The sequence below is a fragment of the Lysinibacillus irui genome (genome assembly GCF_028877475.1).
In the GTDB taxonomy this organism is placed as follows: Bacteria; Bacillota; Bacilli; order Bacillales_A; family Planococcaceae; genus Lysinibacillus; species Lysinibacillus irui.
Genome location: NZ_CP113527.1, coordinates 1,082,734 through 1,097,299, shown reverse-complemented (window position 1 = coordinate 1,097,299; position 14,566 = coordinate 1,082,734). Strand labels below are relative to the sequence as shown.

The following is a 14,566-nucleotide window of genomic DNA, read 5'->3' as shown; positions in this document are numbered from 1 at the left end:
AATGTGTACTATTATTTTTCCTTCATAAGTTTAACACGAAGAAACCGTCTGCACTATTGTTTCTCAACGATTTAGGCGAAAATCAGACCTTTGACTGAAAATCCTGTTCATAAAGTTGTAATTTTCAAATCTAAGCAAAATCAAGCCTCTTTTTCAAGTGACATGTATCATATGTAGAACATGAAAAAATGCCTCGCCACATTATTATGTGACAAGGCATTTTACTTCATTACAATTTTATCGAATACGTTTTTCCACTAGCAGCTTCAAGGCTGTACGTTCTTCACCAGCAATTAAAATATCGGCAAACGCCGGCGCGCAAATCAAATCTGTGCCACTTGGCGCTACAAATCCGCGTGCAATGGCCACTGCTTTCACGGCTTGGTTAAGTGCACCTGCCCCAACTGCTTGCATTTCTGCTTGCCCTTTTTCTCTGATTACCGCGACTAATGCACCTGCAACTGAATTTGGATTAGAGCGTGATGATACTTTTAATGAATCCACAATTATTCCTCCCCGTTTCGCGAATAGTGTTTACGCTCAACAACTCATGTCCCCCTTTTTTGGACCTCAAGTTATTGTCCGTAGCACATTTTATGCTCCGCAAGAAGGAAATAGACTAAGAATCCTATATCCCACTAAAAGAGTTGTAAACCAACAAACTTCGACTTATTTTATCCTTGAAACGGATAATCTTCATTTATATAAATACGTTCACATGCAGTAGCTTTCCCTGTTCGATCATCAATATCTACAAAGAATCCACTTAATACCTCTCGCCCTTTCTTTGGCACTTCAAAACGTGAAGGCATATTAGTTTGGAATTTATAGATGACGCTCTCCTTTGTCATGCCTAAAATTTCATCATAAGGACCTGTCATACCAACATCCGTAATATAGGCTGTACCGTTCGGGTAAATTCTTGCATCTGCTGTCTGTACATGAGTATGTGTCCCAACAACCGCTGAAGCCTTTCCATCTAAGTGCCAGCCAAGGGCGATCTTTTCACTCGTCGCCTCCGCATGAAAATCTACAAAAACAAGTGGTGATGTTTGACGTGCTTCCTCAATCAATTGTTCCGCCATTGCAAATGGGTCTTCATGAGGAGGCAAAAATACACGACCATGTAAATTAATGACAGATAATGTCACGCCATTTTTCGAAATTTGCACCATTCCTTTACCAGGTGCCTCATTTGAAAAATTGGCTGGTCGAATTAAATAGTCTGCATCATCAATAAAATCAAATATATCTTTATTATCCCATGTATGATTGCCCATTGTAATGACATCTACACCTATCTGTAATAGGCTATTATAAATATTACGCGTAATCCCACGTCCTGCCGCAGCATTTTCACCATTTGCGATTACAACATCTGGATTAAATTTCTTTTTTAAGCGAGGTAAATATTTCTCCACCGCATCTCGCCCAATTGATCCAACAATATCGCCAATAAATAAAACTTTCATTTTTTAACCACTCTTTCTTTCATTCCGTCTCTATAGGATTTTAGAGACATTCATTCGCACCTATCATACCATCATTCATTGTAACGCGAGGACCATGATTACGCAAAATAAAATATCGGATCTTACAATGCTATATAACTTTAGGCTTTTTTACATTCAAATAGATCAGTGTTGAAGATAGGCTAAACCAATTCATTTTCATTAGTTTTAAAAAAACAAACTGTTTCATATTGCGATTAATTAACTTAACTTTTAGTATGTCTGGATAAGCCTTTAAAAAGGATTGCATCTCATACTTCATTTGTTGTTTCGTTGAGCTTTGATGAAGAATAACTAGTAACCCCTCAAACTGGTAATTCAAAAAGCTATTTTTCACTTCCGCATAAACCTCTGCACGCAGTAATTCCATTAAGAGCTTTTTATACAAGACATCATAATTATTCCGTAAATTAACCATTGCTTTCTTAGTTAAAGAGCTTTCGTTGTTCACATTATAATAATAAAGTTGTCTTGGTACATAGCAGATAGACTGGTTTTTTAGGACGGCTCTCGTTAAAAAAACAGTATCTTCAGCGAAACTCATCGCTTCATCAAAACGAAGCCTATGCATATCTAAAAAAGATTTTTCATACAATTTGCAGCTTGCAAAACCAAAATGGCTTTCCCCTATTTCTGTAAATAATTTATTTAAACACTCTATTGCACTAAAAGTACAATAGGTGTTGGATGGATAGTGTAATTGCCTACTTCCTTCCGCTTCCTGCCAGTATAAATCGCATTTTGCAATGTTGGAGCCTGTTAGCCTACATGCTTGATACAGTTCCTCCAGCATGGTTACCTCTAGCCAATCATCCGCATCCACAAAGGTGATAAATTGTCCATTCGCATGGTCAATCCCTATATTTCTCGCCTTACTTACACCGCTATTTTCCAAATCCAAAACGGTAATACGCTTATCAAGATCAGCGAAATTTTGCAAAATAGATAATGATTGGTCCTGACTGCCATCATTAATCATAATAATTTCAATATCTCTTAATGTTTGATGGCATATGCTCGTTAGACATTTCTCCAAGTATTTCTCAGCATTGTAGACAGGCACAATGACACTCACTAAGATTTTGGACGCCATAACTTCGCGCCTCCTTTACGGAAAAACTCTATCCACTCTTTTCTTTGTTCCTTCTTTAAAGCAACCCAAAAAAGACTGCCTGCTACCAGAACTGTATAGTAGAAAATATAAAGCAAAATAGAAAGCCAACTAATTGGAGGTTTTGTTAATTCCCATAATAACTTACCTATACAAATGGCCAAGCTAAAAGCGATAACTAGTCTACCAACCTTTCTCCAAAATCCGAATATATCTAATCCAATTTTTTTATGGTAATAGATGTTCATGATCACTACATTCCCTATAAATAATGAACAAGCCGTAATCATTGCTGTACCGATTTTTCCATAAAAATAGATAGCTGGTATTGATATAAAAACATTGGCGACTGCAACGCTAATTAGTAAAACAGTTCTAAATTTAAAAAGGTTTTTGGCTTTTAATACATTAAGCCCCAAGTTTTGAATGAGATCAATACTAAAAGGCACCATAATAATAAGAACTATTGCATATATGTCGATAAAATCTTTCCCTAACCACAATAATAAAAATTCTTGACCAAAAAGAAAAAAGCCTCCCAATATATAACCAACGACTAAAAATTGAATCGCTCCAACTTTAATGAAGAGTTGATTAATCTCTTCTAATCCATTTTCCTTTGTCACAAGCATCGAAATACGAGGTAAAAATAATCCACTAATGGCTAAAGCAAGTGACATAAATATCAACACAATCTGAACCGCCACTGCATAAATGGCAACATCCGCAGTTCCCTTCAATATTCCTAATAGAACTTGATCAGTTTGCCAATAAATTTTATCCACGATGACTGTTATAAAAATAAAAAATGAAAAGACAAAAATCTCCTTTATCAGTGCTGTATTTTTTATGGTAAATGTAAATTGGATAGAAAGCACCTTCATACAATAAATAGCATCTAGCGCTAAAAAAAGAATGTTATAAATAGCGATAATAGCTATTAATGTCACCGAATTTGTCCCCTGTAACAAAAAAAACAACATTGTCAGAGGCTGTATAATCACCTGTAATAATGTTGTCAATTTAATAAAAATAAATTTTTCATATGCTTGTAGAATGGAAGTAAAGACGCCTAAGGGAAACTGCATCGCCAAACTAATGGTCATTATATAGCCCATGATCTTGGCCTTTTCTAATTGTTCCTTTGATAAGCTTTGACCAAAAATAAGATCAACGTGTGAAAATAGGAAAAATCCTATCAATAATGAAAGACAGCCAATACCGATAAATAATCTTAGAAAAAATCCATTTAAAGATGCTTCTAACGTTTTATCCGCTGCGGCTCTATTTCTAGCAATATAGCGTATAATGGCATTACCTAACCCTAAATCTAAAATAGATAAATACCCTACAAGTACTATCATTAAGGAATATAAACCATATTCTTTCTGACCAAGGAGTGCGATCAAAATAGGTGTGAAAATAAGAGAAGAAATCATCGTACAACCTATTGTCAAATACGAAAGAATGGCCCCAATCTTAATTTCTTTCATGAGCACACCTTTCTATTAGTTAGGATGACTTTTCATCAAGTATCGTAGGATATAATGCATGGTATTGCGCAACGACCTGTTTAATTTGGAAATTTGCTAAAGCATGCTCACGACCGTGGCCTGCTCTTTCTGCATATTGCTGTGAACTGTAGTTTAATGCCTTATTTATTGCCATTGCTAAAGCCTTTGGATCCTTGGCTGACACTACTTCTCCATAATCCCCCACCAAATACTCACAATCGCCAACATTCGTTGTTACGCAGCAGGTTCCACTAGCCAGTGCCTCCACTAGCACATTAGGTAGCCCCTCTCCCGCTGATGATAAAACAAATAAATCAGCCGCAGCCATTAATTGTGGGACATCCTCTCTACTACCTAATAAGAATGTTACCTGTTGCAACTGTGCTTCCTCAATCATTAGCATTAATTCCTTATTAAAGGTATCGATTTCATAGCCAACTAAAAATAAATAAAAGTTTTGTCGAAGCTGACGTAACCATTTTAAACTAGCAATCAAATTTTCATAATCCTTTAAGGGATCCCATCTCCCGACATGCAACAAGATTGGTTGGTTTTTTATACCGAATTGTTCCATATAATAGTATCTTTTTTTACTCGGCATATATTCATCTGTGTTAATTCCATTAACAATAACGTGATGTTGCTTCCCTTTGTAGCCAATCGCTTCGTGTATTTCCTTTACTTTTGGCCCACACGAAATAATGGCATCCACACGTTTCGACAATCTTGCACAAAGCTTGGCAATAAAAATAGTCCTGCGTTTATTCTCCTTTTTGTTTAAATTACTGTGGTGAATACCCCAAATTAATTTCTTTTTGAGCAAAATGGATAGAATATACCCTAGTAAATTCGCATGATACATCCAAGTTTGAATAATGTCGCTCCCTCGACATAATCGATAACAGTCTAGAACAGCCCTTATACTATTACTGCGCATATCACATATAGATACCTTAATATGTAATTGCTGCTCAATTAACTTACCATATGTCCCCATCTCTGTTAAACAGATGACTTCTACCTCATACACATTCCGATCCATATTTTGCAAAAGACGATAAAGCATTGCTTCGGCTCCCCCAAGTCCAATAGTGGTAATGATATGAGTAATTTTAATTTTCTTTTGGATAGTCTCATCCTTTGACTTAAATTTGTTACTTGTAGAGAGCGCATAATTGGCGCGTAACATTTTCTACATCCAGTCCTTTATTGATTATACTGTTTTGGATAATATGTTCATCCAATTTGACATTCTTCTTAGCAATTTGTTGTAGCCAACAATCTATATCGCCCTGTAGATCTAGATAATGTAGTAAACCAATATCAAGGTCTACTTCCCTTGGTAAAGTCGAAGAAACAATGGATGGTGTACCACAAACTTGAGCTTCCAACAGAACAATTCCAAACCCTTCAAAATGAGATGGTAAAATAAATTTATCGAAAAGTTGTAGTAGTTTAATGATATCAGCACGCTGTCCTAAAAACAGAACACAGTCCTCTACGTTTTTTGCTTTTACGAGATCGCGAACTTCCTGTTCTAAGGGGCCATCCCCTATCAAAATTAATTTAAAAGGAACACCTTGTTGTTTTAAATTGCTAGCAAGTTCAATTAAAAAAGAATGGTTCTTAACTTGAACAAAACGCCCAATATGTCCTAATACTAACTCGCCATCTTGGATTTTTAATTTCTTCCTCAAACTCCGCTTCTCTTCATTTGATATGCGTTCAATTTTGGTGCTATCAATCGGATTCGCTATTATTTCAAAAGGTTTTTTATGAAAACAAAATTCTCCTGCTTTTTCACTACAGGCTACCAATTGAGTCGCATTGAAAACACTTAGTTTCTTCAACATGGTTAACATGACTGGATGATTCCACTCTTCTGCAACATTCGTATGACTGTGTAGTACACGGCACTGAACACCTGCTAAACGAGCTGCTAGTAATGTAAAGACTGCTCGATAGCCTGTATGATCATGAACGGCATCATATTGATGTTGTTTAATTATTCGATAAATATTTTTTATATACGAGAGAGGACCTTGCTGCGTAATATATTCCTCATAAAATATCTTTGCATCTTGTTGTAAGAAAATATCATGGTATGGCCCTTTATTAAACGACACAAAATCAAAATGATATAATGATTTGTTTGTATTCATTAAGATGTCTACAATCATCGTGGTAATACCACCATAATCTGTTGTTGGAATAATATGCAGGATTTTTTTCACAGCTATATTCTCACCCTTATTCTTTTCCGTAATAATACTCGTACGTACTACCTTTTATCTTATAATTATTTAAGATGACCCCTAAAATATTGGCTTTGGAAACCGTTAAGATGGATTTTGATTTTATAACAGCGGCTTTCCCAACCACCCCTGTGTTGACGATTAACAGGGTGCCATCACATTTATTTGATAAAATTTGTGCATCCGATAAAAAGAGTAATGGTGGTGCATCCAATATAATGATATCGTATAGATCTTTCACTTCAGCTAAAAACGAGGTCATCGTTTCAGAAGCTAGCAACTCTGTAGGATTGGGCGGAATGGCCCCACTCGAAATGATATCCACTCCTTCAACAAAGGTTTCTTGAATAACTTCCTGTAGTGTAGATTGGCGTGATAACACAGAGGAAAGTCCCGAAATATTGTCAAGATAGAATGTATGATGCAAAGTTGGTTTACGCATATCTGCATCTACAATGAGGACATTTTTACCCTCTTGCGCAAATACGACACCGATATTTGCTGCATTTGTAGATTTTCCTTCACCAGCGATAGAGGAGGTTACTAAAATAGTTCTCACATCTCGATTAGGTTGCGAGAATTTAATATTTGCCCGGATCGTACGATATTGCTCGGAAGGAATGGATGTCATATCAGAAACGGTAATCAGCTTACGAGCCATTGTTGATTTTTTTGTTTTTCTTTTGGAAAATATTACGATGACCCCCTGTTTCTAGATTTTTTTCTAGTAGGCATTTCTATATTACTGACAACCCCAATCACTGGTAATGATAAAACCTCAATATCTTGTTCTGTTTTAATAGTCCTATCAATTTTTTCTAAAAAATATGCAAGCACCATCGCCAAACTGAAACCTGTGATGGCTGCTATGATAAGATTTAACAGTTTATTTGGCTTAACAGGTACTGGATGCTCACTATTTTGTGCTACAAAAAGAATATTAATATTGTCTACATGCATTAATACAGGGATTTCCTCTTTAAATATTTCTGCAATCGTATTAGCTATTTTTACTGCCCTCTCACTATTCTCATCTTGTACTCGAATGTTCACTACTTGGGAGTTATTGGCGCTCGAAACCTCAATTTGCCTCATTAATTTCTCTGGCGTCGTATCAAGTACTAGCACTTCAATAACCTTCGCTAAAATAACAGGGCTTTTGATAATGACATTGTACGTATTAATTAACCGAAGATCCGTATCAACATTCTGTGCCCCTACTAGTTGCTGATTTTCATAGCTTTTTTGATTGACCAATATTTGGGTTTCCGCTTCATAAATGGGTGTTTGAATAAAGTAACTAATCAATAAAGCAACGCCTATTGATAGAATAGTGAGCATTAGGATAAGGAGCCAACGTTTTAGCATTACTTTTACTAGACTTTGTATTGTCATTTCTTCATTCAAAATGGATCCCCTCCTAATTGGCAAATGTGCGCAATGCTAATAAAGTATATTAAACAAGCCTATTGGTTATTCAGATGTAATTGTGATTTTGCCTTTATTATAAATAGTGCCACTCACAACAAATACAAGAATATGAAGCATATTAAAATATAGTATTTCAAATGTAGAAACCCCTAGAGCGGCTACCATTACTAAGCCCATAAATACGATTGCTTGTTTATTCATATGACGATATCCTTTGACGATTGCCAATAAGAACAAACAATAGCTAATCAATGCCATCAATCCTGTTTCTTGTACAATATTTACGAATGTATTATGTGCATGAGCAACACCTATCGACCACAGTGATTCAACACCGTGTCCCCAGAAACGAAAATGCTCAATAACATAATGCCAAATTTCAAGACGACCATCTGTTATGTTCGTCGACTTTTTTTCCATTTTCGATAAAATACTTTGTACCGCCTCTTGCATTATGTCCAATTTGATCATCACTATCACCACCACTAAACCTGCACCTACAAAGAGTAAAATCAATTTTAAGAGTGGTAAAAAGGTTTTGTTCATGCTTTTGACAATACAAAACAATACAACAACTGTGGCAATAGAAACCGTTAACAAGGAAGTGCGGGCATTAGATAGCAAGATGACATACAAAGTAAATATATAAACGGTCATATAAAGAATAAAAGACCATATGTAGTTTACCTGTTGTTGTCCATGTAGCATCTGCATTGCCACCTTATACAATCTCATGAGTACAACGATCATTAAACCAATCATTGAAAACCCCATCGTATTTGGGTTCTCAAATACACCTGAAAAAGCTGAAAACATATAATTTGCTTGCTGAAAACATAAAGCTAAAAATGGTATATAGGCCATTAAAACACTATTCAAAACAATTTCTATTACCTGTTCTTTGACAAGATCATTAAAAAAAATTGAAACTGCTATGAACATGCACATTAATTGTAGACTGTTTTTCAGGAGAACCATATCCTGATTCACCCCTGCTGATATCACACAAAAAAAAGTATACATACTAAAAAAAACACTAGCTTGTACATTGTGAATGAATATTTTTTTATGGATGAAAAAAGAGACGAGTATGATTAACAGGCTGATTAATAAGGATAACTTATGGAAAATACCAGCGACAGGCTGCATCAGGCTCATAAAAACAAGTAAGCTAAACAGTAATGTATAGAGCAATTGCATCTTTTTTCACGCTCAATTCTAACAAAGACGTTTAAAATATAAGCCATCGTTTCTTTATAGCCATATCATCTAACTCAAGTGGCAAAATAGGCTTGTTCGCTAAAACTCTTGCATTATTATCTAAGAGGCGAGTGATTGTATCTATTTCTTTCTTTTTCTCCAGATAGTGCAGTGCTGATTGAAAGAAGAAACTTCTTTTTTGTAAATCATGTGCGTCTGAGCCAATCGTATGAATGTAATTTGCTCTCACTAAAGCGAGGGATAAACGTTGTATGTCCTTTCCATATAATCCTGTTAAACTACCTGTTGTCAATTGTGTCAATACTCCCTGTTGAATAAGGGCCTCTAGTTTTTTTGGATTTTCTTTAATGGCAAAATTTCGTTCTGGATGAGCTAAGATTGGTATATAGCCAAATGTTTTTAAGCTCCTTATCATCTCTATCGTATAAGCCGGAATAGTGCTCGAAGGAAGTTCTAATAAGATATATTTTGACTGTGCTAATGGATGAAGTTGCTGTTGTTGTAGTAATATTGGGAGATTATCATGTAAGCGAATTTCGTGGCCTGTATGGAGTGTAATTGGAATTTGATGATGATGTAATAATTGTTGTAAATCATTTACTTGCTCTACCACTTTTCTATAAGTGACATGATATTGTGGGTGTCTAGCATGGGATGTACAAATAATCTCTGTAATCCCTTCTTTAGCAGCTTGCCTTAGCATTTCCAAGGAATCCATCTCATTTTTTGGTCCATCATCCACATCATATAAGATATGTGCATGGAGATCGATCATGATTATCACATCTTTCATCGTTAATCAAAACCTAGCCTTGTTCTTTTTTATGATGGATGCTCCTCAAACATGACTCTACCTCTACTAAAAAAGAGGCTCTCTAGATAATAATCTAAAGAAACCTCTAACATTCAATATTATTTCGCATACTCCACAGCACGTGTTTCGCGAATGACTGTTACTTTAATATGACCTGGATAATCCAACTCTTCCTCAATACGTTTACGGATATCTCGTGCAAGACGATGAGATGCTAAATCATCAATTTTTTCAGGTTGTACAATAATACGAATTTCACGTCCAGCTTGAATAGCAAAAGATTTTTCTACACCATCATAGCTTTCTGAAATTTCCTCTAACTTTTCAAGTCTGCGGATATAGTTTTCAAGTGTTTCACTACGTGCACCTGGGCGAGCTGCTGATAATGCATCAGCCGCTGCAACTAATACCGCAATAACAGATGTTGCTTCAGTATCACCATGATGCGAAGCAATACTGTTGATAACAACCGGATGTTCCTTATATTTCGTTGCTAGTTCCACACCGATTTCGACGTGGCTACCTTCAACTTCATGGTCAATTGCTTTCCCAATATCATGTAATAAGCCTGCACGACGAGCTAACGCTACATCTTCACCAAGTTCAGCAGCAAGTAATCCTGCTAAATGTGCGACTTCAATTGAATGTTTTAGGACGTTTTGTCCATAGCTTGTACGATATTTCATACGGCCTAAAATTTTCATTAAATCTGGATGTAAATTATGAATGCCAATTTCAAATGTAGTTTGCTCACCTGTTTCGCGGATTTGTTCATCCACTTCACGTCGAGCTTTCTCCACCATTTCCTCAATGCGAGCTGGGTGGATGCGACCATCCTGTACAAGTTTTTCAAGTGCAAGTCGAGCCGTTTCACGACGAATTGGATCAAAGCCTGATAATATAACCGCTTCAGGAGTATCATCAATAATTAAATCAATCCCTGTTAATGTTTCCAATGTGCGGATATTACGGCCTTCACGACCAATAATACGACCTTTCATTTCATCATTTGGCAAGTTCACAACAGATACAGTTGTTTCTGCTACATGATCTGCCGCAAAGCGTTGTAATGCTAATGATAAAATTTCACGTGCTTTTTTATCTGAGTCTTCTTTCGCACGTGTTTCAGCTTCCTTCGTCATCACAGCAATATCAGTCGCTAACTCTTTTTCTACTTCATTTAGGATAACTGTTTTAGCTTCATCTCTAGTTAAAGCAGAAATACGTTCTAGCTCTGTTTTTTGTAGTGCTACGAGCTCGTCCACTTTGCTCTCCATCTGTTCAATATGCTGTTGTCTTTCAGCTAGAGCTTGTTCTTTACGCTCTAAGCCTGCTTCTCTCTTATTTAGAGCATCATCCTTGCGATCAAGATTCTCTTCTCTTTGCAATAAACGGTTCTCTTGTTTTTGAAGTTCTAAACGACGTTCACGAATGTCATTTTCGGCTTCAGTACGAAATTTGTGAGTTTCATCTTTGGCTTCAAGTAGTGCTTCTTTCTTCATTGCCTCCGCTTCTCGTTTTCCTTCTTCAACGATTGTTTCAGCAACATGTTTAGCACCAGTGATTTTTGAGTCATTCACTTTTTTCATGTAGATATAGCTAACAGCGGCACCAACGATGAGTCCAAGCAAAGCGGAGATGATAGTAATTCCATCCATATGAACACCTCCTCTTGCTATTTGGGTATTACTGTTTCAGTCGGCGCATACATCTATCGCGCCTTGGCGAAATTGCGCCAGATTTTGATTGAATTTACACAAAATCCGTTCTATTAGCCAAAGGCTCTAGCTTCATTTAGTAGGTGTTTAGACATCTATATGAAAGGGAAAATCTCAACAATATTCTAAATGTGTGATGTCCATTTCACTAGAAAACACTAGGTAAATGAAGATAAAATGTACTGCCTATTTAAAGTCATAATTCAGAAATTATACATATTTAATTGTATAGCTAGCCTTAAGCTCTGTCAAGGATAGTCGGGCGTCTGTTCGCCCTTCAGCCAAAAAAAGTAAGTCCTATCCATTCGGTTATTTTTCACCCTATTACTTTTACACTAGAAAAAATTTCATCTTAAATACAATTAATATAAAAACAGTACATAAGAAATAACACCTTGAGATAGACGGCATTACTCTTATTATGGGTAAAAGTTTAAGAATATAGACAAAAAAAAGCATTGTTCCCTCAAAAAATGGGAACAATGCAATCGTTTATTATTCTTCTTCAAGAAGTAACATCAATTCTTCATCCATCTCTTCTTCATCATGAGCAGCAATTGTGTAAGAAGAAGCTGCAATACCATAAGAAGCTCGAATTTTATTTGCGATGTCTTCCATAACAGCAACATTTTCTTTTAAATATTGTTTAGCATTTTCTCGACCTTGACCTAGACGTTCATCACCATATGCATACCAAGAACCACTTTTTTGGACAATATCTAATTCTACACCTAAATCAACTGTTTCGCCTTCTTTAGAAATACCTTCACCATACATAATATCCACTTCAGCAGTACGGAAAGGCGGCGCTACTTTATTTTTAACAATTTTAATTTTTGTACGGTTACCAACAATATCATTACCTTGTTTAATAGCTTCTGCTCGACGCACTTCTAAACGGACAGAGCTATAGAATTTAAGAGCTCGTCCACCTGGTGTTGTTTCAGGGTTTCCGAACATGACACCAATTTTTTCACGAACTTGGTTAATGAAAATAGCAATCGTTTTTGATTTATTAATCGCACCTGAAAGTTTACGTAATGCCTGAGACATTAAACGTGCTTGTAGGCCGACATGAGAATCACCCATATCCCCTTCAATTTCAGCTTTTGGTACTAAGGCAGCAACGGAGTCAATAACGATAATATCAATAGCACCACTACGCACTAATGCTTCTGCAATTTCAAGTGCTTGCTCCCCTGTGTCTGGCTGTGAAAGTAATAGCTCGTCAATATCGACGCCTAATTTTTGCGCATAAACTGGATCTAATGCATGCTCTGCATCGATAAATGCAGCTTGTCCACCTTTTGCTTGAACTTCCGCAATGGCATGAAGCGCAACTGTTGTTTTACCAGATGATTCTGGGCCGTATACTTCAATAATACGTCCACGTGGATATCCGCCTACTCCTAATGCTGCATCAAGTGCTAACGAACCACTTGAAGATGTCGCAATTTCTAAATCGGTTTTTTCGCCGAGTTTCATGATAGAACCTTTACCAAAATTCTTTTCAATTTGCTTTAGAGCCTGTTCTAAGGCTGCTTTACGATCACTCATTCATTTTCCTCCTTCGAAAACTGTTCACTGTTTTTGTCTATCTCTACTATACTTGTTTTTGAGAAAACACGCAAGAAAAAAGCGAACATTTATTCGATTTTTCTTCAAAATAAAAATTTGGATAGTTTTCCTCTACCCAAATTCCTATTTTTTACTCTATCTATATCGTTTTGTATATCCACGCTCTTCTAATAACTGCATTAAATAATGGCATGTAAATTTCACTGCACGAAGTCGATTCGTATTGCGCATACCAGATAAATGAAGTAAATATGTAAGTGGCTCCTCATCCTCAATGGCAATACCTATCCAAACCGTACCTACAGGTTGGTGATCATGCGCAGTAGGGCCTGCTTCGCCCGTAAGACCAATGCCAATATTCGTTGAAAACTTTTCACGTACAGCACTCGCCATTGCCGCTGCACACTCGCTGCTGACAACACCATGTGTATCAATTAATTCTTGTGAAATACCAAGCTGTTTTACTTTCGCATCTGCTGCATACGTAACAATGCCTCCGATAAGTGCATTGCCTACTCCGGGAATTTCAGCAAGTTCAGATTGAAATAACCCAGCTGTTAAACTTTCTGCAGCTGCAATTGTTAGCTTATTATCAAGTAACATTTCAACTGTTTTAGATGCAAGTGAATCATCATCTACACCATATTGATACTCTCCAACTAGTGCCTGTATCTCTGCAACTTTTGCAGCAATTAACTGTTGAGCTTGTTGCTCTGTTGCTGCTTTAGCTGTCACGCGCAATGTTACCTCTCCATCAGAAGCAAGTGGAGCAACCGTTGGATTTGTTTGTGCATCTAATATACTTTGAACACGTACTTCGAGCTCGGCCTCACCAATGCCATAAAAACGCATGACATGAGATGCAATGATCCCTCCATCATTCAGCATCGCTGCTAGCTTAGGTTTGGCCTCAAATTGAAACATTGGTTCTAGCTCTTTTGGAGGTCCTGGAAGTAAAATATAGGTACGATCATTCTTTGTTAAAATCATACCAGGAGCCATGCCATGGTGATTGGCTAGCACTTCACTACCAGCTAAAATTAATGCCTGTTTACGATTATTCTCCGTCATTGGACGTCCTCGTTTGGCAAAAAATTGCTCAATATACGTTAATGCCACTTCGTCAAATTCAAGAGAAACACCGAGGTGACGTGCAATCGTTTCCTTCGTTAAATCATCCTTCGTAGGTCCAAGCCCTCCCGAAAAAATAATGAGATCAGCACGAGACTCCGCCACTTCAATAGCTTGTTCTAACCGTTGCGCATTATCTCCAACTACTGTGTGATAAAAAACGTTTATACCAAGCTCTGATAACTGACTTGAGATAAATCTCGCATTTGTATTCGTAATTTGACCTAATAATAACTCAGAGCCAACAGCAAGAATTTCAGCATTCATGATTCACAAGACCTT

13 protein-coding genes are annotated in these 14,566 nt (G+C 36.7%); all 13 read right to left on the bottom strand.

Annotated elements, in window-relative coordinates; genetic code table 11:
• Positions 1–237: 237 nt before the first annotated feature.
• The 13 genes from OU989_RS05180 to OU989_RS05120 all read right to left on the bottom strand — a co-directional run bounded on the left by OU989_RS05180 (position 238) and on the right by OU989_RS05120 (position 14,551).
• Positions 238–504 (bottom strand): stage V sporulation protein S, encoded by a 267-nt coding sequence (locus OU989_RS05180; protein WP_004224903.1) that lies wholly within the window; start codon positions 502–504, stop codon positions 238–240.
• 170 nt (positions 505–674) lie between these two features.
• The gene (locus OU989_RS05175) at positions 675–1,472 is read right to left on the bottom strand and encodes a TIGR00282 family metallophosphoesterase (protein WP_274796053.1); all 798 of its coding nucleotides are present in this window, start codon (positions 1,470–1,472) and stop codon (positions 675–677) included.
• Positions 1,473–1,602: 130 nt separating this feature from the next.
• Positions 1,603–2,604, bottom strand: coding sequence for a glycosyltransferase family 2 protein (locus OU989_RS05170; protein WP_274796052.1), 1,002 nt, complete (start codon positions 2,602–2,604; stop codon positions 1,603–1,605).
• Entirely contained in the window at positions 2,586–4,115 is a 1,530-nt protein-coding gene (locus tag OU989_RS05165) for an oligosaccharide flippase family protein (protein ID WP_274796051.1), read from the bottom strand. The genes OU989_RS05170 and OU989_RS05165 overlap by 19 nt, the downstream gene beginning before the upstream one ends.
• 19 nt (positions 4,116–4,134) lie before the next feature.
• Positions 4,135–5,325 carry a glycosyltransferase gene (locus OU989_RS05160; RefSeq protein WP_274796050.1) on the bottom strand — a complete coding sequence of 397 codons (1,191 nt, stop codon included), beginning with the start codon at positions 5,323–5,325 and terminating at the stop codon, positions 4,135–4,137.
• A complete protein-coding gene (locus tag OU989_RS05155) occupies positions 5,291–6,370 on the bottom strand; it encodes a glycosyltransferase (protein ID WP_274796049.1) in 1,080 nt (359 codons plus the stop codon). The genes OU989_RS05160 and OU989_RS05155 overlap by 35 nt, the downstream gene beginning before the upstream one ends.
• A 16-nt stretch (positions 6,371–6,386) precedes the next feature.
• On the bottom strand, positions 6,387–7,085 hold the full coding sequence (locus tag OU989_RS05150; RefSeq protein ID WP_274797281.1) for a CpsD/CapB family tyrosine-protein kinase: 699 nt from the start codon (positions 7,083–7,085) through the stop codon (positions 6,387–6,389).
• The gene (locus OU989_RS05145; protein WP_274796048.1) at positions 7,085–7,798 is read right to left on the bottom strand and encodes a YveK family protein; all 714 of its coding nucleotides are present in this window, start codon (positions 7,796–7,798) and stop codon (positions 7,085–7,087) included. The genes OU989_RS05150 and OU989_RS05145 overlap by 1 nt, the downstream gene beginning before the upstream one ends.
• A 66-nt stretch (positions 7,799–7,864) precedes the next feature.
• Complete coding sequence (locus tag OU989_RS05140; protein ID WP_274796047.1) at positions 7,865–8,800, bottom strand: O-antigen ligase family protein; 936 nt, start codon at positions 8,798–8,800, stop codon at positions 7,865–7,867.
• A 253-nt stretch (positions 8,801–9,053) separates the two neighbouring features.
• Positions 9,054–9,836, bottom strand: a complete 783-nt coding sequence (locus OU989_RS05135; protein ID WP_274796046.1) for a tyrosine-protein phosphatase — start codon at positions 9,834–9,836, stop codon at positions 9,054–9,056.
• A 119-nt stretch (positions 9,837–9,955) separates the two neighbouring features.
• Entirely contained in the window at positions 9,956–11,515 is a 1,560-nt protein-coding gene (gene rny, locus OU989_RS05130) for a ribonuclease Y (protein WP_274796045.1), read from the bottom strand.
• Positions 11,516–12,070: 555 nt separating this feature from the next.
• Complete coding sequence (gene recA / locus OU989_RS05125; RefSeq protein WP_274796044.1) at positions 12,071–13,132, bottom strand: recombinase RecA; 1,062 nt, start codon at positions 13,130–13,132, stop codon at positions 12,071–12,073.
• 156 nt (positions 13,133–13,288) lie between these two features.
• On the bottom strand, positions 13,289–14,551 hold the full coding sequence (locus OU989_RS05120; RefSeq protein ID WP_274796042.1) for a competence/damage-inducible protein A: 1,263 nt from the start codon (positions 14,549–14,551) through the stop codon (positions 13,289–13,291).
• Positions 14,552–14,566 lie beyond the last annotated feature (15 nt).

Coding starts and splice junctions, on each gene's coding strand:
- OU989_RS05120 (WP_274796042.1), bottom strand. CDS start 14,551: ATGAATGCTGAAATTCTTGCTGTTGGCTCTGAGTTATTATTAGGTCAA.
- OU989_RS05165 (WP_274796051.1), bottom strand. CDS start 4,115: ATGAAAGAAATTAAGATTGGGGCCATTCTTTCGTATTTGACAATAGGT.
- OU989_RS05135 (WP_274796046.1), bottom strand. CDS start 9,836: ATGAAAGATGTGATAATCATGATCGATCTCCATGCACATATCTTATAT.
- OU989_RS05170 (WP_274796052.1), bottom strand. CDS start 2,604: ATGGCGTCCAAAATCTTAGTGAGTGTCATTGTGCCTGTCTACAATGCT.
- rny (WP_274796045.1), bottom strand. CDS start 11,515: ATGGATGGAATTACTATCATCTCCGCTTTGCTTGGACTCATCGTTGGT.
- OU989_RS05140 (WP_274796047.1), bottom strand. CDS start 8,800: ATGGTTCTCCTGAAAAACAGTCTACAATTAATGTGCATGTTCATAGCA.
- OU989_RS05160 (WP_274796050.1), bottom strand. CDS start 5,325: ATGTTACGCGCCAATTATGCGCTCTCTACAAGTAACAAATTTAAGTCA.
- recA (WP_274796044.1), bottom strand. CDS start 13,132: ATGAGTGATCGTAAAGCAGCCTTAGAACAGGCTCTAAAGCAAATTGAA.
- OU989_RS05175 (WP_274796053.1), bottom strand. CDS start 1,472: ATGAAAGTTTTATTTATTGGCGATATTGTTGGATCAATTGGGCGAGAT.